Source organism: Rhizobium sp. TRM96647 (assembly GCF_025780115.1).
Taxonomy (GTDB): domain Bacteria; phylum Pseudomonadota; class Alphaproteobacteria; order Rhizobiales; family Rhizobiaceae; genus Mycoplana.
Genome location: NZ_JAOXHF010000005.1, coordinates 359,422 through 378,227 on the forward strand (window position 1 = coordinate 359,422; position 18,806 = coordinate 378,227).

Here is an 18,806-nt window from a genome sequence, read left to right on the forward strand (position 1 = left end):
GCCCCCGGTGCATCAGCCAGACGTTGATTTCGCACGCGATCGTTTCGACCATCGCGGGCACCAGATGTAGCAAGGACCGTCCGTGACGACACTCAAACGCGCCCTTTTCGCCCTGCTCGCGATCGTGCCGCTGCTCCTGCCTGCCATCGCGATCGCGCAGGATCCGGCGCCGGCGGCCGAGGTGTCGACGCCGTCCAATCCGATCGCGGCGGCGAACAAGCGGCTGGAGCAGGCGCGCCAGCAGCTGGCGGACCTGCGCGTCAAGATCGAGGCGGCGCGGGAGAACGGGGTCCGGCTCGGCGAACTCAGGCTGGAGGTCGAGCAACTCGGCCGCTTCGCGCTCGAAGCCTCGGTCTCGACCCGGGAACGCTTCAACCAGATCAAGGCCAGGCTCGACGAGATCGGGCCGGTGCCGGCCGAGGGGCAGCCGGCCGAGTCCGAGGTGATCAAGGAGGAACGCGCCCGGCTTTCGGACGAGCGGGCCGCCATCAACGCGCTCACGGGCAATGCCGAGGAGCTCTCGATCGAGACGACGCAACTGTCGAACGAGATCACCGAAATGCGTCGGACGCTGTTCACCGAGACGCTGCTGGAGCGCACCAAGATCACGCCGGAGGTGCTGGAGGAGGCCATCGGCGCCGGGGCGGACGAAGGGGCGGACCTGCAGCGCACGGTCGGCGGCTGGGCGCGTTTCGTGTGGAATTTCAAGCGGGAATCGCTGCTGGCTGCAATTTCGCTTTCGCTTGTCGTCGGCCTCGTCCTCTATTCCGTCGGCTATCGCCTGGCCGGCCCGATCATCCAGCGCAACAAGATGATCGAGAAGCCGCACTACATCACCCGACTGATGGTCGCCTACTGGTCGATCATGATCCCGACCCTGGCCGTCGGCGCATTCGCGTTCGCGTGCTACTCGCTGCTTTCCAGCTTCAACGTGCTGCGACCGGACATCGCGCCGATGGTCTCGACGCTGTTCGGGGTCTGCGTCGGTCTCTACTTCGTCTCGGCGCTGGCCCGCGCCGTGCTCGCCCCGAACCGGCCGGAATGGCGGCTCGTCAACGTCTCCAACGATGGCGCGCGGCGGCTGGAGCGGTCGATCTTTGCGATGGCGCTCGCCAACTCGCTCGACTATTTCCTCGGCACCGTCAGCGTGGCGCTCGGCTCCGCCGTCGTCCTGACCGTCGCCAAGAGCATGATCGCCTCCATCGTCATCGGCATGATCCTGATCTGGATCTCGTTCATCCGGCCGATGCTGCGCGAGGGCGAGGATCCGGCCACCCGGGGACGGCCATGGCCGCGGACGCTGTCCATGCTGCTGATGCTGACCGGCTTCGGCCTGATCGCCATGGCGGTGATCGGCTATGTCGGGCTGGCGCGGTTCGTCGCCGCCCAGATCGTGGTCACCGGCGCGATCCTGGTGACGATGTATATCGGCATCCTCTCCGGCCGGGCCATCGGCACGCAGGGCGCGTTCGCGCGGACCTATCTCGGCCAGCGCATGGCGGAACGCTACCAGCTGGGCGAGGTGACGCTGGACCAGGCCGGGCTGGCGGCGAGCCTCGGCATCTACCTGATCGTGCTCCTGCTGGGCCTGCCGGGAATCCTGTTGCAGTGGGGATTCCAGCTGGGCGACATCGAGAGCTGGGCCTACCAGATCTTCACCGAGATCCGGGTCGGAAGCATCTCCATCTCGCTCATCGGCATTCTCGCAGGCGTGCTGCTGTTCGCGCTCGGCCTGGTGGTCACACGCTGGTTCCAGCGCTGGCTGGACGGCACCATCATGGTGCGCAGCCATGTCGATCCGGGTGTCCGCAACTCGGTGCGGACGGCGGTCGGCTATGCCGGCGTCGGCCTTGCCGGGCTCATCGGCATCTCGGCGGCGGGCATCAATCTCTCCAGCCTCGCCCTCGTCGCCGGTGCCCTCTCGCTCGGTATCGGTTTCGGCCTGCAGAACATCGTGTCGAACTTCGTCTCCGGGCTGATCCTTCTGGCCGAGCGGCCGTTCAAGGTCGGCGACTGGGTCGTGGCGGGCACGACGGAAGGCTTCGTCAAGCGCATCTCCGTGCGCGCGACCGAGATCGAGACGTTCCAGCGCCAGACGATCATCGTGCCGAACTCGGTCCTGATCAACGGGCAGGTGGGCAACTGGACGCATCGCAACAAGCTCGGCCGCATCGAGATCCCCGTCAGCGTGTTCTCCGGCAACGATCCGCGCCAGGTGACCGAACTGCTGCTGGAGGTGGCGGCGACGCAGCCGGTGCTGCGCAATCCCGAGCCGTCGGTCACGTTCCTCGGCTTTTCGGCGCTCACGCTCGATTTCGAGCTCAGGGCCTTCGTCGCCGACGTGCTGGACGCGGGCGTCATCAAGACGGAAATGCGCACGGCGATCCTGGAGCGCCTGCGCCAGGACGACATCGCGCTGGCGGGGCCGGCGGCTCCGACCGTGCCGGTGACCATGGATCCGGAGAGCGCCCGCCTTCTTGCCGCCATGATCGACAGCGCCAGGGCGGACGTGGCACCCTCGCGGAAGCCGGCGCCGAAGCCGGTCGAGGAGGGGGCCGACGAAACGGGCTGACGGATGATGAATGCCCCATTCACGCCATATTCAGTGTACGCGTCATAAAACCTGTGCAAAGACCCGGGCGTGAGGCTAGACTCCTCACGGGGTTGTAACAGGGGCGGCGTTCGGCGCCGGGCATGGATGATGCGAATGCTTGTAACGATGCTGCTGATGTCGACGACGGTTGCCGCGCCGGCTTTTGCGGCGTCCATCACCAACAAGGATGGCGATTCGGTGGTCGTGACGATCGTCGAGAACGGCAAGCGGACAGAACTGGCGCTGGGTGCCGGAGAGACCGAATCGGTCTGCTCGGCGGGCTGCTTCGTTACGCTGCCGAACGGGGACCGCGTCGCGCTGAACGGCGACGAGACGGTCGAGATCACCGGCGGATCGGCCCTCGTCAAGTAGCTGCCGCAAGCGGGCGGCGGCGCGCCCCGAAACCGGGGCGCCATGCGCCTGCGCAGCGCCCTTCCTGCCCGCCTGTCTCCTGCCGCTGCCGGTCGGCCCCGCCGCTTTTTCGGCCTGTGGCCAGACTTTGTCCGCGCCGTCAATCTTCTGTAAATCATCTGCATGTCGGCGCCTTGCGTCTTAACGCTTTCTCAAAGCGCGCTTCCTATCGTCTCGACGTTGACCGGAGAGTGGATGATCCCTTCGGACGGGACCATGTGCAGGTCCGATGCCGCCGCGCCGAATGGCGACCGCAGGCGGCACGCGAAACCCTCATGTCAGAAGGCATAAGATGTCATTCATCGGTATCTCCGGTATGCAGTACGCTGGCGCGTCGCTTTCCCATCACCGCATCCTGCTCGTCGAGGACTCCAACGTCTTCACCTCCATGATCGGCGCACGGCTGAAGGAGCTGTTCGGCATCCAGGTCGAGCTCTGCCGCGACTTCCTGCAACTGGAGGAGACCTACGAGCGCTCGTCCGATCCGATCACGCTCGCCATCTCCAACATCAACCTGCCGGGCGCCGAGAACGGCGAGGCGCTCAACTACCTGATCGACCTCAGCGTGCCGACGATCGTCTTTACCGGGATGTTCCACCAGCAGACGCGCGACCACCTGATATCGAAGGAGATCGTCGACTACATCATCAAGGACAACGTGTTCGCCGTCGACATGCTGGCCGAATCCGTCTGCCGCTTCCTGACCAACCACGATCACCACGTGCTGATCGTCGACGACAGCCCGACGGCGCGGGCGCTGCTTTCGACCCGGCTGAAGCGCTACAACTTCCGTGTCAGCACCGCCGAGAGCGGGGCTGCGGCGCTCGCCATCCTGCAGGCCAATCCGGATATCGGCCTGATGGTCACCGACTACAACATGCCCGACATCGACGGCTTCGAGCTCACCCGGCGGATCAGGTCGTTCATGGGCTCGCACCAGCTTCGCATCATCGGGGTTTCCTCTTCGACGGACCGGATGCTGTCGGCGCGGTTCCTCAAGGCCGGCGGCAATGATTTCATGCTGCGGCCGTTCATCGACGAGGAGTTCTATTGCCGGATCAACCAGAACCTCGACACGCTGACGCAGATCCGCAAGGCGAACGGACGCAAGGCCGCGTGACAGCGGCCCGCGACGACAGGCTTACGTAAGGTGAGATAGTTTCCGGGAGTTAACCGCTTGGTAAACCCGGAGCGATGTAATGAAAGTGCGTGGGGCGCAGTGGGGAAGGGGTTTGAAGTGGACCGGAATTCGCAACGACAGGCTGCGTTCCTGCGCCATTTCGGCCGGTCCGTCCTGATCGTCGAAGATTCGCGGATGTTCTCCACCGCCTTGCGGTTCCGGCTGGAGACGGAACTCGGGGTCCGGGTCACCCATTGCGGGAACATGGATGCCCTGAGGGCCGCCGTCGAGGCCGGCACGGAGCCGTTCGCCCTTGCCATCGTCGACCTGACCCTGCCGGGCTCGCCCGACTGCGAGGCGCTCGACCTCCTGGTCTCGCGCGGCATCCGGCCGATCGTCTTCAGCGCCTCCTTTGGTCAATCGGTGCGCGAAAGCGCGCTCGCCAAGGGCGCGCTCGACTATGTCATGAAGGACAGCCCCTCGGCCTTGCAGCAGGTGATCGTCGGCGTCGACCGCATCCTTGCGAGCGAACGGACGAAGGTGCTGCTCGTCTCGCCGGAGCCGGGCAGCCTGGCGCTGGAGGCGGCGCTGCTGTCCAGGCAGCGCTTCCAGTTGCAGAAGGCGGAGGGCGCCGAACGGACGCTCGACCTGCTCGACGAAGCTCGCGACACCGACATCGTCCTCCTCGATCTGGACCAGCCGGGCTGCGACGGCGTGCTGTTGCTCGGCGAGATCCGCCGCCACTACTCGCCGATGAGCGTGCGCATCGTCGGCCTCTCGAGCCGGGGGCAGGACGCGACGGGAGCGCGGTTCCTGAAGGCGGGTGGCGACGAGTTCATCCTCCGGCCGTTCTGCGAGGAGGACTTCACCGCGCGGATGCTGCACCTGGCGGCGCTGCACAAGCAGTTCCAGGCGCTGACCCTTCTGGCATCGCGCGACTACCTCACCGATGTCTACAACCGCCGCTATTTCTTCGAGGCCGGGCAGAGGATCGTCAGCCAGGCCATGCGCCGCGGCGCGAAGGCCTCGATCGCGATCGTCGATATCGACCACTTCAAGCGGCTGAACGACACCTACGGCCACGAGGTTGGCGACGTCGTCCTGAAGGCGGTCTCCAAGCGCCTCAAGGCGCGGCTCGGCGGAAACTGCCTGCTGGCCCGGCTGGGCGGCGAGGAGTTCGGCATGATCTTCGACGGGATCGGCGTGGCCGACGCGGTGGCGCGGTGCGACATGCTGCGCGAGGAACTGGCGGCCACCCCGATCGAGGCCGACGGCGAACCGCTGACGATCACCGTTTCGATCGGGGTGGCCGCCATCGAGGGCGACGAGGTCTTCGACAACTATCTGAACGCGGCCGACCAGTTCCTCTACATGGCCAAGCACGCCGGGCGAAACCGGGTGTTCTCCGAGCGCTCGCTGCAGCCGGCGCTGGCGGGCTAGCGCCGGCCCGTCATGGAGGCCGGCTTTCCGCTGTCGGGAACGCTCAGCGTGCCCGGGAGAGCTCAGCGTGCCGCGACTGCGGCCGGAAGCATCAGCTTGCGATCGGCGCGCTCCTGCTGGGGCGAGCGGTTGTAGAGTTCGCGGTAGCACTTGGAGAAGTGCGAGGCGGAGACGAAGCCGCAGGCAACGGCGACCTCGACGACCGGCATCGACGACTGCACCAGCAGGTGGCGGGCGCGGTCGAGGCGGATCTCGAGATAGTAGCGGGCCGGCGAACGCCCCATCTCCTGCCGGAAGAGGCGTTCGATCTGGCGGCGGGAGAGGTCGGCGCTCTCGGCGATCTCCAGCAGCGACAGCGGCTCGGAGAGATTGTTTTCCATCAGTTCGATGATCGAGAGCACCTTGGCGTTCTGCACGCCGAGGCGGGCGCGCAGCGGCAGGCGCTGGCGATCGTGCGGGCCGCGGACGCGGTCGGTCAGGGCCTGCTCGCAGATGCTGTTGACGAGGTTCTCGCCGAAGTCCTGATCGATGAGGTTGAGCATCATGTCGAGCGAGGCGGTGCCGCCGGCGCAGGTATAGATGTTGCCGTCGATCTCGTAGAGGTCGGCATAGACCTCGGCCTGGGGATAGGCCTCGGCGAAGCCCGGCAGGTTCTCCCAGTGGATCGCGCAGCGCTTGCCGGTGAGCAGCCCGGCCTGGGCCAGGACATGCGCGCCGGTACAGAGCGAACCGATGGCCACACCGCGATTATAGGCTTCGCGCAGCCAGGCATTCACCGACTTGTTGCGGAAGTCCTCGACGTAGATGCCCGAACAGACGAGCACCATGGAGGGGCGATTCTCCCCGCCGAGAAACTTGCGCTCGTCGGCCAGCGAAGAATTGACCTCGAGGCCGATGCCGCTGGAAGACAGCACCTGCTGGCCGTCCGTCGACGACAGGCGCCAGCTATAGGCCTCGTAGCCCAGCATGCGGTTGGCGATGCGCAACGCCTCGATCGCGGCCGAGAACGGCAGCATCGAGAAATTGGGCACGAGGAAGAAAACAAGCGAACGCTTTTTGGCTGCTGTCTTGGTCATGGGGAGTTCCGCTCTGGTTTTTCGCAAGCGTCTCCCGAAGCCGGTCGTCTAGCTTGCCTGATTGCGACATTTGCATGGATCGGTGCGACTGTGAAGCCCTGCGTAACCATTCGTGTTCCCGGTGTTTGAGGGTTTTCTCGCAGGAGCGCGGCCTCGCGACGGTCGTGCGACATTTGCGACACGGCATTCTGCTCCGGGGCGGTGGCAGGGGACGGGCCCGAAGTTGCGAAAGACGCTTGAACGGGCCGGCGCAGGCGTTAAGAAAAGACGATACAGAGGAGAAGACGATGCTCGCCGACGGATACTCGAAAGTGGCACCCGGAAAACTGGTGGCGGCGGTCACCTGTCTGGAAATGCTTTCCCCCACGCCGACCGGAAATGCCGCCGAGCCGGATGGGCTGACGCTCGCCCTCGTCCGGGAGCCGGATCTCGACTGGTACCGCGACCTCTATCGGCGGATCGGCACGGACTGGCTGTGGAGTTCGCGGCTGTCGCTTGCCGAGGGCGCGCTGGCGGAGATCCTGCATGATCCGGCCGTGGAAGTGCGCGCGGTGATGGCGGGCGGACGGGCGGAGGGCCTGATGGAGCTCGATTTCCGCGAGGAAGGGCAATGCGAACTGACCTTCTTCGGGCTGACGAAGGCGATGATCGGACGCGGGGCGGGGCGCTGGCTGATGAACCAGGCGATCGAAAACGCGTGGTCGAAGCCGGTTTCACGCTTCTGGGTGCACACCTGCAGCCTCGACAGCCCGCAGGCGCTGGATTTCTACGTGCGCTCCGGCTTCGTGCCCTATGAGCGGATGGTGGAGGTGTTCGACGATCCGCGGCTCGTCGGGATCCTGCCGGCCGATGCCGCGCCGCAGGTACCGATCCTGCGGGGCTGAGCCCTTCGCCTCGGCCGGCACATGGCGTAGCGAAGGCTAAAAAAATCGCCGGACCGAAACCGCCTCGGCGATTTCATGTCCGGCGACAGTGGGTCGTCGTCCTGGGAGATTGCGGCGACGGGGTCATCGCCGGATAGCATTCTCTCATCGCGTCTTCCTGATGACCGAGGCGATGTCGGCTGCTTCGTCGGTGGCCGGAAAACCGATGTCCTTGCGCAGGTCGAACGGGAGGTTTTCCAGTTCGAGCTCCTCGCGATGATGACGCCAGGCGTCTGCAACGCGACCGGCCAAGCGCCGGAACGACGACAGGGTTTCAGCTCCGGACACGCGCCTTGCGAGCGAGCCGTCGTGAAGATGTGAGATGGACGTATGCATTTCGAGGGTCCTTTCGATCTTGGGAGGTTCGAAAGGTCGCGACCTTGATGATCATCATGTCGCGGCCTTATTCATCAATCAATCGAATATATTTGATGCAATGCATCAGATTCCGTCATGGGAACGGCGTCCCGGCCAACCGACGTCGCGCTGCAGTTCCGGCGGCAGCATTTCCATTTCACGCTCGGCGCGGCGGCGAAGGCGGCGGGCCGCCCGGGCATCGAGAAACTGGCGGATATGGAGCGCAAAGCCCCTGCCGACGGCGCGAATGGCGAACGGAGCGGCATCTGCGTGTGATTTGCGGTCTGTCATGACACCCATCCTTTCCGGATCCGGTTTCGTTGGATTGACTATCGCGCCGAAGGGGTGTTCAATCAAACGAAATGAAATGAAGCTATCGATCAGTAATTCTGAATGAGGAGGATGCCATGAACGTGATGCCGAGGCAGCCGCTGCCCTTGCTGGAACTCGACATTCTCAGGACCTTCGTCGCCATCGCCGAGACCGGGAACTTCACCACGGCGGCGGAGACGGTGCACCGGACGCCCTCGGCGGTCTCGATGCAGATCAAGAAGCTGGAGGAGATGCTGGGCTGCACGCTGTTCCGGCGCGACGCCCGCTCGGTCACGCTCACCCACCATGGCGAAGTGCTGCTCTCCTATGCCCGCCGGCTGCTCACGCTCAGCAACGAGGCGGTCTCGCGCTTCATGATGCCGGAGATGAACGGAGTCGTGCGGCTCGGCGCGCCGGACGACGTCGGCGAACTGATCCTGCCGGAGGTGCTGCGCCGGTTTGCCGAGACCTATCCCTCGATCGCCGTCAACGTGTCGATCGAATCGAGCTCCAGCCTGCGCCGCGCCGTCGCCGAGCGGCGGCTGGATCTGGCGATCTTCAATTCGCCGGACAACACCACGCCGGTTCCGGGCGAGATCCTGATGAAGGAGCAACTCGTCTGGGCGGCGAAGAACTGCGGCACCGCGCACACGAAGCATCCGCTGCCCGTGTCGGTCTGGGAGGAGGGGTGCATCTGGCGGGCCCGGGCGCTCGAGGAACTGGCGAGGTCGGGCCGCGAGTTCCGCGTCGCCTATTTCTGCGCCCATCACATGGGCCAGCGCGCGGCAATCCGCGCCGATCTGGCGGTCGCGCCGCTCGCCCGTTTCCTCGTGCAGGACGACATGGTGGCGCTCGGTGAGAAGGACGGGCTGCCCGACCTCGGCCACTACACGATCGGCCTCGTCATCGGCGAGGATGCCGACGCGCCGGTGAAGGCGGTCGCCGACTATGTCCGCGCGGCCTTTGCGCGCTTCGAGCGCAGCCCCAAGGAGTCGCTCCTGCCCGTCGCCTGCTGACGGATCGGATCAGGTGTCGGCGGGACGGAGGGCGCCCATGCGCCGCATCAGCGCCTTCTCCGCCTCCAGCACCAGCATCGTCACGATGCCGATGGCGATGATGAGGACGCCGTCGCCGATCGCGACCGGCGCGCTGTCGAACAGGGCGTGCATGAACGGGGCATAAGTGAAGGCGAGTTGTGCTGCGACGACCACGCCAATCGCGCCCAGCACGGCCGGGGTGCCGAGCACGCCCTTCAGATTGAACGACGTCATGTGCAGATAGCGCACGTTGAAGAGATAGAAGATCTCCATCACCACCAGCGTATTGACCACCATGGTGCGCGCCACCCGCTCGCCCTGGCCCGAGCGCATCGCATATTCGAAGATGCCGAACACGCCGATGGTGAAAAGGATCGAGACGAACAGGATCCGCCATGCGAGGAAGCCGGTCACCAGCGGCGCGTTGCGGCCGCGCGGCGGCCGGCGCATCACGTTCGGTTCGGTCGGCTCGAAGGCCAGCACCAGGCCGAGCGTGACCGTCAGGATCATGTTGATCCAGAGGATCTGGACCGGTGACATCGGCAGGGACAGGCCGAGGAGGATGGCCAGCACCACGCAGATGGTCTCGCCGCCATTGGTGGGGACGGTCCAGGAGATGACCTTGCGGATATTGTCGAAGACGGTCCGGCCCTCGTGGACGGCGGCGACGATCGAGGCGAAGTTGTCGTCGACCAGCACCATTTCCGCCGCCTCCTTGGCCGCTTCGGTGCCCTTGCGGCCCATGGCGATGCCGACGTCGGCCTGCTTCAGCGAGGGCGCGTCGTTGACGCCGTCGCCAGTCATGGCGACGACATGGCCGTTGTTCTGGAGGGCGCGGACGATGCGCAGCTTGTGCTCCGGACTGGTGCGGGCGAAGACGCTGACCGCCTCGACGACCGCGCCGAGTTCGGCATCGGCAACGGCGTCGATCTCCGCGCCCGTCATCGCCTTCGGATCGTCGGCGATGGCGAGTTGGCGGGCAATCGCGGCGGCGGTGTCGACGTGGTCGCCGGTGATCATCTTGACCGCGATGCCGGCGGAGCGGCAGTCGGCCACCGCCGCCATCGCCTCTTCGCGCGGCGGGTCGATGAAACCGACGATGCCGAGGAAGACGAGGCCGGTCTCGACGTCCTCGAAGGTGAGCCGTTCCAGTGCTGCGGGTGCTGTGGCTGCCGCAAGGCCCAGGACCCGCTCGCCATTGGCTGCTGCTGCAGCGATCCGCTTGCGCCAGTAGGCTGCGTCGAGGTCCATCTCCGTTGCGCCGGCATCGCCTCCGGCCTGTCGGGCGCACATGGCGAGCACGCGCTCCGGCGCGCCCTTGACGAAGATGCGGCCGCCGCCGGCGGGATCGCGGTTGAGGGTGGCCATGAAGCGGTGCCGGGCGTCGAAGGGGATCTCGTCGATCCGGGCCCGGTTAGACCGCTCCGCTTCCGGTTGCAGGCCGGCCTTCATGGCGAGCGTTACCAGCGCGCCCTCCATCGGGTCGCCGAGCACGGACCAGCGGCCATCGGCCTCGACCAGTTGCGCGTCGTTGCACAGGAGGGCGGCGCGCACCAGTTCCGTCTCCGACCGGTTCGGCGGCGTATCGCCTTCGCCGATGACGCCCTCCGGGGCATAGCCGGCGCCGGCAACGAGGCTTTCCCGCTCCGACGTGGCGATCCGCCGGGCGGTCATTTCGTTCTTCGTCAGGGTCCCGGTCTTGTCGGAGCAGATCACCGAGACGGCGCCGAGCGTCTCGACGGCGGGCAGGCGGCGGACGACGGCATTGCGCCGGGCCATCCGCCGCACGCCGATCGCAAGCGTGATGGTGATCACCGCCGGCAACCCTTCGGGCACGACGCCGACGGCCAGCGCCACGACGATCATCAGCGCGTCGGCCCAGGGATAGGCGTGGACCAGCATGGCAAACGCCATCAGCGCCGCAGCCGTCGTCATCGCGACAAGGGTGAAGATCCGGCCGAAGCGGTTGATCTGCACGAGCAGCGGGGTTTCCAGCGTCCGGATCCCGCCGATCATCGTCGAGATGCGGCCGATTTCGGTCCCGGCCCCCGTCGCGACGACGATGCCGGTCGCCTGGCCGGTGGCCAGCAGCGTGCCGGAGAAGACCATGGAGTGGCGGTCGCCGAGGGCGGCCTCCGTTGCGGCCGGCCGTTCCTCCTTTTCCGCGGGTACGGATTCGCCGGTCAGGATGGCCTCGTCGACCTTCAGGCTGCGGGCGCGCAGCAGGCGGATATCGGCCGGCGCCTTGTCGCCCGCCTCCATCAGGACGACGTCGCCGGGAACGATGGCACGGGCATCGATGTCATGTTGCCGACCGCCGCGCAGGACGCGGGCATGGGGTGCGATCATGTCGCGGATGGCGTTCAGCGCCTCTTCGGCGCGCCCCTCCTGGATGAAGCCGACGATCGCGTTGACGAGGACGACGCCGACGATGACGGCCGCATCGACGACATGGCCGATGATCGCGGCGACGACGGCGGCCGACAGCAGGAAATAGATCAGGGTGTTGTTGAACTGGGCGAGGAAGCGCAGCAGGGGATGGCGTGGCGGAGGGGCGGGAAGCTGGTTCGGCCCGCAGCGTTCGAGCCGCCGCTTCGCCTCGTCGGCGGAGAGGCCCTCGTCGGAGGTTCCGAGCCGCGCGAGCACCGCATCTGTGGGCAGGGCATGCCAGGCGACCGGCTGCGCGGTCTCGGCGGCCCGGTCTACGTCCGAAACGGCCGTGCGAACGTTCATTCCGGTCCTCCGTGCAAGCTTTCGGGCGGCGGCGTCCGGCAGGAGACGCGGCGCGATATCCCGAGGCCTATCACGAGTATAGCGATCCCCACTTGATGCACGTCAAGCTTGGGCCGATCAGCAATGCGTCATCGGCCGTACGGGGCGGAGCGGATTGCAGGCCGGAAACCGTTCCCGGTGGCCTATTCCCGGCTGCGGCGCCTGCGGCGGCCGCCGCCTTCGCCGCCGTCGTCGGACGGAGCCTTGCGCTCGGGCAGGGTGACGACGGTTGAAAGGTTCGGGAAGGCGTCGACCTTGTTCGGCATCGCCATGGCGTTGACGAAGAGCTGCTGGAAATTGCCCTCCAGCGCCGTCTCGATCTTCTCGATCCGGCTGACGAGATGCTCGATCTCGCGGCGGTGGCCGCGGTTGAGCAATGCCATCAGTGCGCCGGTGCCGGCGGCGTTGCCAACCGCCTTGACCTCGGAAAGGTCGCAGTCGGGGATCAGGCCCAGCACCATGGCGTATTTCGGATCGATGAACGTGCCGAAGGCGCCGGCAAAGCAGATCGTGTCGACATGGTCGATACCCTGCTTCTCCATCAGGAGCTTGATGCCCGCATAGAGCGCCGCCTTGGCGAGCTGGATCGCGCGAATGTCGTTCTGCGTCACCGTGATGCGCGGCTCGCCGTCATGCAACAGGTAGGAGAAGGTGCGGCCGTTCTGGATGATGCGCGGGCTTTTCGCCGCCATCGCGCCGTCGACGACGCCGTCCTCGGAAATGATGCCCGACAGATACATCTCGGCCACGACCTCGATGATCGCCGAGCCGCAGATGCCGGTGACGCCGACGGATGCTGCGGCCTCGGCAAAGCCGTCCTCGTCGGACCACTTGTCGACGCCGATTACCCTGAAGCGCGGCTCCAGCGTCTCGGGGTCGATGCGCACGCGCTCGATCGCACCGGGGGCGGCGCGCTGGCCTGACGAGATCTCGGCGCCCTCGAAGGCGGGCCCCGTGGGGGACGACGCGGCGACGACGCGCTGCCGGTTGCCGAGCACGATCTCGGCATTGGTGCCGACGTCGACGAGCAGCATCATCTTGTCCTGGCGGTGCGGCCCCTCGGCGAGCGTCGCACCGGCAGCGTCCGCGCCGACATGGCCGGCGATGCAGGGCAGGAGATAGACGCGGGCGCCGTGATTGATGGCGAGGTCGATCTCGCGCGACCAGGTGTGGACCGCCCCGGAAACCGCGAGCGCGAACGGCGCCTGGCCGAGTTCGGTCGGATCGATGCCGAGGAACAGGTGGTGCATGATCGGATTGGCGACGAAGACGGCGTCGAGGATGTCGTTCGGATCGACGCCGCCCTCCTTGCAGACCTTGACCGTCAGCTCGTTGATCGCCTGCCGCACGGCTTTCGTCATGGCTTCGCGCCCGTCCGGGTTCATCATCACGTAGGACACGCGGCTCATCAGGTCTTCGCCGAAGCGGATCTGCGGGTTCGACGTGCCCGACGAGGCGACGACACGGCCCGATAGCAGCGACACCAGATGCATGGCGATGGTGGTCGATCCGATGTCGCAGGCTATCCCGTATCCCTCGTTGTGCAGGCCGGGCCACAATGCGATCAGATTCGGGCGCGATCCCTCGATGTCGCGGTGGATCGCGGCGGTTACGCCCCAGTTGCCCTTGCGCAGGATTTTCTGCACCTCCGGCAAGAGATGCTGGGCGACGAGGATGTTCTTGAAACCCCAATCCTTTTCCAGCATCGCATTCAGCCGGTCGAGATCGCCGAGCGGCTTGTGCATGTCGGGCTCGTCGACCTCTACATAGCAGAGCTGGATCGCCGGGTTGCGGTCGAAGGTCCGGTCGGTCGCGGCCTTGCGGATCACCTGGGCATTGACGACGGTATCCTGCGGCACGTCGATGACGAGGTCGCCGAGGATCTGGGCCGAGCAGGAGAGCCGGCGCCCCTCGGGAATGGTGCGAACCTCGGCATAACGCTTTTCCTTCGGCCCGACCGGCGAAATGTGGTCGAGCGAGGAAACGATCTTGTGCTTGGCGAAGCTGCCCTCCTGCACCTCGATCTGACAGCGCCCGCAGGTGGCCCGGCCGCCGCAGACGCTTTCGACATAGACACCGAGCTTGCGGGCGGCGTCGAGGACCGGCGTGCCCACGGGGAAGCGACCGCGCTTGCCCGACGGCATGAACAGGACCAGGGGATCGGTCTGCGCGGCTTCGCTCATGTTGCTCTCGTTCTCGGACGTGCCTTCGTAGCGCATGGTATTCGGTCTTTCATCGGGCCCGCATCGGTCCTGGACCGGCGTTTCACGCAAATGTGCAGACTGCACCGGAATGCAGCCTGATAGTTGTCAAATCCCGACATGGAAAGATCCGCCAGCATCATTTCCGGATGCCATCCCGCCGGCTTGACTGCAAGGTTCAGGATTTCTTCTTCGGCAGGCGTCGGGCGTTGGCGCGCACGCGCTTTCCGTAGGGCTTGAGGGCGGCCGCGGCGATGGCCTCGCCGGCCTTTTCGACCGAGGGGCGGCCGCCGGTCATCATCTTCATCGCCGCACCGAAGGCTGCGCGCGAGATCGCCATGTTGACGGCCACGGCGCTTTCGGCAGTCGCCATCACCTTCTCCGCCACCATGCGGTTCATTTCGGCGGTGTCCTGCGACCTGCCGGTCAGCGCCGCCATCTGCATGTCGTGGATCCGCATCGCCATGACGAAGGGGGCTTCGAACCAGAGCGTGGAGGCATCCTTGCGAAGGCGGCGCGGGGTCATGAGGGTCACTCCCTCGAAGCGCCCGTGCCGGCACGGGCGGCCCGGCCGCCGCGGCGGCCGCCGCCGGCAGTGGGGGCAGGGGATGCCGATGCCGTGGCGCCGGCTTCGACGGGCTTGTGGTCGCGGTAGGTCATGATCCAGTTGGTGCAGTTGGCGTCGGTGCCGTTGAGCACGTTGGCGGCGCGCACGGCCTCCATTTCCTGCGGGCGGCAGGGGTTCATGATGGCGCTCGTCATGCCGGCGCCGATCACCATCGGGATGAAGCCGGCATTGATGCCGTGGCGGTGCGGCAGGCCGAAGGAGATGTTGGAGAGGCCGCAGGTGGTGTTGACCTTCAATTCCTCGCGCAGGCGGCGCAGCAGCGCGAACACCTGCCGTCCGGCGTCGCCGAGCGCGCCGATGGGCATGACGAGCGGGTCGACGACGATGTCCTCCGGCTTGATGCCGTGGTCCAGCGCGCGCTCGACGATCTTCTTGGCGACGGCGAAGCGGACGTCGGGGTCCATCGAGATGCCGGTTTCGTCGTTGGAGATGGCAACGACAGGAACGTCGTATTTCTTGACGAGCGGCAGGATCGCCTCGAGCTTCTCCTCCTCGCCGGTGACCGAGTTGACCAATGGCCGGCCCTTGGCGACCTTGAGGCCGGCCTCGATCGCGGCGGTGACGGAACTGTCGATCGACAGCGGCACGTCGACCAGGCCCTGGACGATCTCCAGCGTCTTGACGAGAAGCGGCGGCTCGGTCTCGTTCGGGTTGACGGCGGTGACGCCCGCATTGACGTCGAGCATGGTGGCGCCGGCCGCGACCTGTTCCAGCGCATCCTTGATGACGGTGTCGAAATTGCCTTCCACCATCTCGGCTGCCAGCTTCTTGCGGCCGGTCGGGTTGATCCGCTCGCCGATGACGCAGAACGGCTGGTCGAAGCCGATGACGATCTCGCGGGTGGCGGAAGCGACGATGGTGCGGGTCATGAAATTTCCTCTGGTGACGTTGGCGACAGGCTATCGCGCGAATTTTCGGGTTACAAGGTGGCGCGCCGCATGACGCCCGCCTCGATCAATGCGGGTGGTGGGCGGCGATTTCGGCCATTTCCTGCTGGTTCTGCTCCTTGCCCTCGCGCACCTCCTCGATACGCTCGGCCACCAGCTGGTCGACCGGGTTCGGCTCGCGCGTCCAGGGCTTGCGACCCTTGAGTACGCCGGATTCGTGGACGATCTCGGCCACGTATTCTTCCTGGCGGTAGGCCATGACGTGGATGCCGGACACGCCCTCGATCTCCTTCACCTCGTTGATGATGTCGATGCAGAGCTGCTTGCCTTCCTTTTTCTGGTCCTGCGCGCCCTCCAGGCGGGCGATGATGCTGTCGGGGATGTGGATGCCGGGCACGTTGGACCGGATCCACTTGGCCGTCCGGGCCGAGGCCATCGGGCCGACGCCGACGAGGATGTAGCATTTCTCGTGCAGGCCGAGGTCGCGGACCTTCTTCATGTATTCGCGGAACATCGGCACGTCGAAGCAGTACTGGCTCTGGACGAACTGGGCGCCGGCCTCGATCTTCTTGGCGAGGCGATAGGGGCGGAAGCCGTAGGGGGGCGCAAAGGGGTTGATGGCGGCGCCGAGGAAGACCTTCGGCGGCGTCGTCAGCTTGCGGCCCGAGAGGAATTTCGCATTGTCGCGCATGATCCGCACCGTCTCGAGCAGCGACATGCAATCGAGGTCGAAGACCGGCTTGGCGCCCGGCTGGTCGCCGGCCTGCACGCCGTCGCCGGTCAGGCACATGATGTTGCACACGCCCATGGCGGCAGCACCCAGCACGTCGCCCTGGATGGCGATGCGGTTCTTGTCGCGGCAGGCGATCTGCATGATCGGCGCATAGCCCATGCGGGTCAGAAGCGCGCAGATGCCGACCGAGGACATGTGGCAGTTGGCGCCCGACGCGTCGACCGCGTTGATGCCGTCCACCCAGCCGTCGAAGATCGCGGCGCGCTCGTAGACGTCTTCCGGATTGGCGCTGTCGGGCGGGTTCAGTTCGGCTGTGACGGCGAATTCGCCGCGCCGGAGCACGCGTTCCAGCCGGCCGAGGGAGGAATGGCCGGGCAGGGGATCGAGCGGCAGGTGGGGGCCGAGCGGGTTTTCGTCGAAATGGGCCATGGATCAGGCGTCCTTTCCGCTCGCAGCTTCGCGGGCCGCCGCGGCCTCGGCGGTGACGCGCAGCCAGGAGGATGTCTCGCGCAGCGACTGGTTCACCGGCTTCTGCACGTTCATGATGGCATTTCCCTTCGCCATGTTCTGCGATCCCTTCCAGGCCTGCACCCAGACGCAGGGCATGTCCGGCTCGACCTCGCAATTGCCGTTGGCCCGCACGCCGCCGCAGGGGCCGTTGCGCAACTGCTTGGGACAGTTCATCGGGCACGACATGCCGGTCGACGACAGAACGCACTGGCCGCACATGCGACAGTCGAACAAAAAGCCCTTCACATGGCGCTCGACGAAGGTGACCGGGCGCTCGACACGCTGGTAGCCGAACAGCCGCCAGAGCGGATCGAGCAGCAGGAAGGCTGCGGCGAAGCGATTGTAGAACCACTCGAAGAAGCGGGAATGACGGACCGCCCAGAGCCGGACCGTGTATTTGTGCCGGGAACGGCGGTTCGGCGAGACCCCGGCCGGCGTATAGGCGCCGGTGGCGGCCTTCTGCGCGGGCGCGGCGTTGCCGGGCTTGGGGTCAGCCATCGTCGCGGCCCCCGGCCTTGACCAGCGCCACCAGCCGTTCGCGATCGTAGGCCGCCTCGAGCTCGGCTGCCGCCTTGTCGGCCTCGGCCTCCAGTTCGTCGGAAACCGGCACCGGATCGGCCTTGCGCCATTCGGCGAGGTAGTCGTCGGTCTCGGCGGCGCCAGTACGCATGGCGCACATGTCGATCGCCTCGGTGAAGCGCAGCGACAGCTCGCGCTTGGCCGTCCTGCGGCCCTGCTTGATGATGACCTGGGCGGGGATGTCGCGCCAATAGACGATGATGCGGTCTGCCATGGTGTAGGTACTCCTCGGTTCCGACAATGCTTGCTGCAAAGCCCGCTGGCTGCGCTCGCCACGACCGGGCATCGCTCAAAAACGACGTGGGATTCGCGCGAGCCTGCTCTGTTTGCGCAAGGGCAAGGACGGCGGGCAGGCGTGCTGCCCGGGACTTTGGCCGGGGCTTCGATCCGGGATCACCAGATCCCGCGCGTCATTCCGGTCCACAGCCAGCTCCAGAGCGTCGGGTGATACCATTGGCGGGACGGCGCCTGCGTCGCCTCCACTGGCCGTAGCGCACCGGCAAGCGCGTCGGTCACGGCGCGGACGGCGATATCGGTGCCGGCCGCGGTCAGGAGCAGCGGATAGGTGTGCAGCGTGTCCCGGCGGGTGGGCGTCACGCGGACCTGGCCGATCACGCCGCCGGTATCGACGCCTGCATCGACCAGGTGGACGGTCGCGCCGAAATTCGCCTCGTCGCCCATCACCCGCGCCCAGTAGCCGCCCTGCTGGCCGCGATACTGCGGATTGATGCCGGCGTGGAAATTGAGCACCGGGCAGGAGATCGCCGCAAGGGTCGAAGGCTTCAGCATCCGGCAACTGACGAGGAAGAGGACGGCCGGTTTCAGCTCGTCGAGCGCGCGACGGAACGCCTCGCTGTTGGCGCTGTCGACAGAGAGGCGGCGCAACGCCGGGTCGGGTCGGGGATCGGCGTCGAATTCGCGGACGATCGCCGCGGCGCGACGGCGGGCGAGCGGCTTGCCGAATTTCGAGGCCACCATCGTCGCCATCTGGCCGAATGCGGTGGCCCAGCCGAGACGGCGCGCCTTCAGGCGCAGCATGTCCTTCTTCGATTCCGGCTTCTCTTCGATGACGACGAGTTCGGAGACGTGCTGTTTCAGGGCATTGATGAGGATTTCCGGGTTCGGGCCGCCCTGGGTGAGGACGACGACCGGTCCCGTCGCGCTGCCTTGCGTTCTGGCCGGCGTCCTGTCCGTCGTCCCGGCCTGTCCATCGATGTCCGTCATGCC

At 66.3% G+C, this 18,806-nt stretch carries 17 protein-coding genes; 7 read left to right on the top strand and 10 right to left on the bottom strand.

All coding sequences use genetic code 11. From position 1 onward, the window contains the following. The first annotated feature begins 82 nt into the window (after positions 1 to 82). The 4 genes from OCK02_RS12245 to OCK02_RS12260 all read left to right on the top strand — a co-directional run bounded on the left by OCK02_RS12245 (position 83) and on the right by OCK02_RS12260 (position 5,564). Positions 83 to 2,572, top strand: a complete 2,490-nt coding sequence (locus tag OCK02_RS12245; protein WP_263813295.1) for a mechanosensitive ion channel family protein — start codon at positions 83 to 85, stop codon at positions 2,570 to 2,572. 129 nt (positions 2,573 to 2,701) lie between these two features. Further along, positions 2,702 to 2,965: a hypothetical protein gene (locus OCK02_RS12250; protein ID WP_263813296.1), complete on the top strand. Its 264-nt coding sequence runs from the start codon at positions 2,702 to 2,704 to the stop codon at positions 2,963 to 2,965. Positions 2,966 to 3,296: 331 nt separating this feature from the next. Beyond that, positions 3,297 to 4,124: a response regulator gene (locus tag OCK02_RS12255; protein WP_263813297.1), complete on the top strand. Its 828-nt coding sequence runs from the start codon at positions 3,297 to 3,299 to the stop codon at positions 4,122 to 4,124. A 117-nt stretch (positions 4,125 to 4,241) separates the two neighbouring features. Further along, positions 4,242 to 5,564 (top strand): diguanylate cyclase, encoded by a 1,323-nt coding sequence (locus tag OCK02_RS12260; RefSeq protein WP_263813298.1) that lies wholly within the window; start codon positions 4,242 to 4,244, stop codon positions 5,562 to 5,564. Between the two features lie 62 nt (positions 5,565 to 5,626). Here OCK02_RS12260 and OCK02_RS12265 read toward each other — a convergent pair whose 3' ends face one another. Continuing rightward, on the bottom strand, positions 5,627 to 6,640 hold the full coding sequence (locus tag OCK02_RS12265; protein WP_230805043.1) for a GlxA family transcriptional regulator: 1,014 nt from the start codon (positions 6,638 to 6,640) through the stop codon (positions 5,627 to 5,629). A 287-nt stretch (positions 6,641 to 6,927) separates the two neighbouring features. On the opposite strand from OCK02_RS12265, the gene OCK02_RS12270 reads away from it, so the two are divergent. Next, positions 6,928 to 7,524 (top strand): GNAT family N-acetyltransferase, encoded by a 597-nt coding sequence (locus OCK02_RS12270; RefSeq protein ID WP_263813299.1) that lies wholly within the window; start codon positions 6,928 to 6,930, stop codon positions 7,522 to 7,524. 144 nt (positions 7,525 to 7,668) lie between these two features. Here OCK02_RS12270 and OCK02_RS12275 read toward each other — a convergent pair whose 3' ends face one another. Then, on the bottom strand, positions 7,669 to 7,899 hold the full coding sequence (locus OCK02_RS12275; RefSeq protein WP_263813300.1) for a hypothetical protein: 231 nt from the start codon (positions 7,897 to 7,899) through the stop codon (positions 7,669 to 7,671). A 117-nt stretch (positions 7,900 to 8,016) separates the two neighbouring features. On the opposite strand from OCK02_RS12275, the gene OCK02_RS12280 reads away from it, so the two are divergent. Beyond that, positions 8,017 to 8,196, top strand: a complete 180-nt coding sequence (locus tag OCK02_RS12280) for a hypothetical protein (RefSeq protein ID WP_263813301.1) — start codon at positions 8,017 to 8,019, stop codon at positions 8,194 to 8,196. Positions 8,197 to 8,327: 131 nt separating this feature from the next. Next, positions 8,328 to 9,248: a LysR family transcriptional regulator gene (locus OCK02_RS12285; RefSeq protein WP_263813302.1), complete on the top strand. Its 921-nt coding sequence runs from the start codon at positions 8,328 to 8,330 to the stop codon at positions 9,246 to 9,248. 9 nt (positions 9,249 to 9,257) lie between these two features. Here OCK02_RS12285 and OCK02_RS12290 read toward each other — a convergent pair whose 3' ends face one another. The 8 genes from OCK02_RS12290 to OCK02_RS12325 form a co-directional block, all read right to left on the bottom strand. Then, positions 9,258 to 12,002, bottom strand: a complete 2,745-nt coding sequence (locus OCK02_RS12290) for a cation-transporting P-type ATPase (RefSeq protein WP_263813303.1) — start codon at positions 12,000 to 12,002, stop codon at positions 9,258 to 9,260. 182 nt (positions 12,003 to 12,184) lie between these two features. Beyond that, positions 12,185 to 14,224: an ASKHA domain-containing protein gene (locus OCK02_RS12295; protein WP_263813304.1), complete on the bottom strand. Its 2,040-nt coding sequence runs from the start codon at positions 14,222 to 14,224 to the stop codon at positions 12,185 to 12,187. A 196-nt stretch (positions 14,225 to 14,420) separates the two neighbouring features. Next, entirely contained in the window at positions 14,421 to 14,768 is a 348-nt protein-coding gene (locus OCK02_RS12300) for a hypothetical protein (RefSeq protein ID WP_263813305.1), read from the bottom strand. 5 nt (positions 14,769 to 14,773) lie between these two features. Further along, positions 14,774 to 15,739 carry a methyltetrahydrofolate cobalamin methyltransferase gene (locus tag OCK02_RS12305; RefSeq protein WP_263813306.1) on the bottom strand — a complete coding sequence of 322 codons (966 nt, stop codon included), beginning with the start codon at positions 15,737 to 15,739 and terminating at the stop codon, positions 14,774 to 14,776. Between the two features lie 85 nt (positions 15,740 to 15,824). Beyond that, complete coding sequence (locus tag OCK02_RS12310) at positions 15,825 to 16,919, bottom strand: methylenetetrahydrofolate reductase (protein WP_263813307.1); 1,095 nt, start codon at positions 16,917 to 16,919, stop codon at positions 15,825 to 15,827. Positions 16,920 to 16,922: 3 nt separating this feature from the next. Further along, entirely contained in the window at positions 16,923 to 17,498 is a 576-nt protein-coding gene (locus tag OCK02_RS12315) for a methylenetetrahydrofolate reductase C-terminal domain-containing protein (protein ID WP_230805056.1), read from the bottom strand. Continuing rightward, positions 17,491 to 17,793, bottom strand: coding sequence for a virulence factor (locus tag OCK02_RS12320; protein ID WP_230805057.1), 303 nt, complete (start codon positions 17,791 to 17,793; stop codon positions 17,491 to 17,493). Before OCK02_RS12320 ends, OCK02_RS12315 begins: the two co-directional genes overlap by 8 nt. Before the next feature lie 179 nt (positions 17,794 to 17,972). Further along, the gene (locus OCK02_RS12325; RefSeq protein ID WP_263813308.1) at positions 17,973 to 18,803 is read right to left on the bottom strand and encodes a formyl transferase; all 831 of its coding nucleotides are present in this window, start codon (positions 18,801 to 18,803) and stop codon (positions 17,973 to 17,975) included. Positions 18,804 to 18,806: the final 3 nt, after the last annotated feature.

Coding starts and splice junctions, on each gene's coding strand:
- OCK02_RS12300 (WP_263813305.1), bottom strand. CDS start 14,768: ATGACCCCGCGCCGCCTTCGCAAGGATGCCTCCACGCTCTGGTTCGAA.
- OCK02_RS12315 (WP_230805056.1), bottom strand. CDS start 17,498: ATGGCTGACCCCAAGCCCGGCAACGCCGCGCCCGCGCAGAAGGCCGCC.
- OCK02_RS12255 (WP_263813297.1), top strand. CDS start 3,297: ATGTCATTCATCGGTATCTCCGGTATGCAGTACGCTGGCGCGTCGCTT.
- OCK02_RS12305 (WP_263813306.1), bottom strand. CDS start 15,739: ATGACCCGCACCATCGTCGCTTCCGCCACCCGCGAGATCGTCATCGGC.
- OCK02_RS12280 (WP_263813301.1), top strand. CDS start 8,017: ATGGGAACGGCGTCCCGGCCAACCGACGTCGCGCTGCAGTTCCGGCGG.
- OCK02_RS12295 (WP_263813304.1), bottom strand. CDS start 14,224: ATGAGCGAAGCCGCGCAGACCGATCCCCTGGTCCTGTTCATGCCGTCG.
- OCK02_RS12265 (WP_230805043.1), bottom strand. CDS start 6,640: ATGACCAAGACAGCAGCCAAAAAGCGTTCGCTTGTTTTCTTCCTCGTG.
- OCK02_RS12275 (WP_263813300.1), bottom strand. CDS start 7,899: ATGCATACGTCCATCTCACATCTTCACGACGGCTCGCTCGCAAGGCGC.
- OCK02_RS12285 (WP_263813302.1), top strand. CDS start 8,328: ATGAACGTGATGCCGAGGCAGCCGCTGCCCTTGCTGGAACTCGACATT.
- OCK02_RS12310 (WP_263813307.1), bottom strand. CDS start 16,919: ATGGCCCATTTCGACGAAAACCCGCTCGGCCCCCACCTGCCGCTCGAT.
- OCK02_RS12320 (WP_230805057.1), bottom strand. CDS start 17,793: ATGGCAGACCGCATCATCGTCTATTGGCGCGACATCCCCGCCCAGGTC.
- OCK02_RS12270 (WP_263813299.1), top strand. CDS start 6,928: ATGCTCGCCGACGGATACTCGAAAGTGGCACCCGGAAAACTGGTGGCG.
- OCK02_RS12250 (WP_263813296.1), top strand. CDS start 2,702: ATGCGAATGCTTGTAACGATGCTGCTGATGTCGACGACGGTTGCCGCG.
- OCK02_RS12325 (WP_263813308.1), bottom strand. CDS start 18,803: ATGACGGACATCGATGGACAGGCCGGGACGACGGACAGGACGCCGGCC.
- OCK02_RS12290 (WP_263813303.1), bottom strand. CDS start 12,002: ATGAACGTTCGCACGGCCGTTTCGGACGTAGACCGGGCCGCCGAGACC.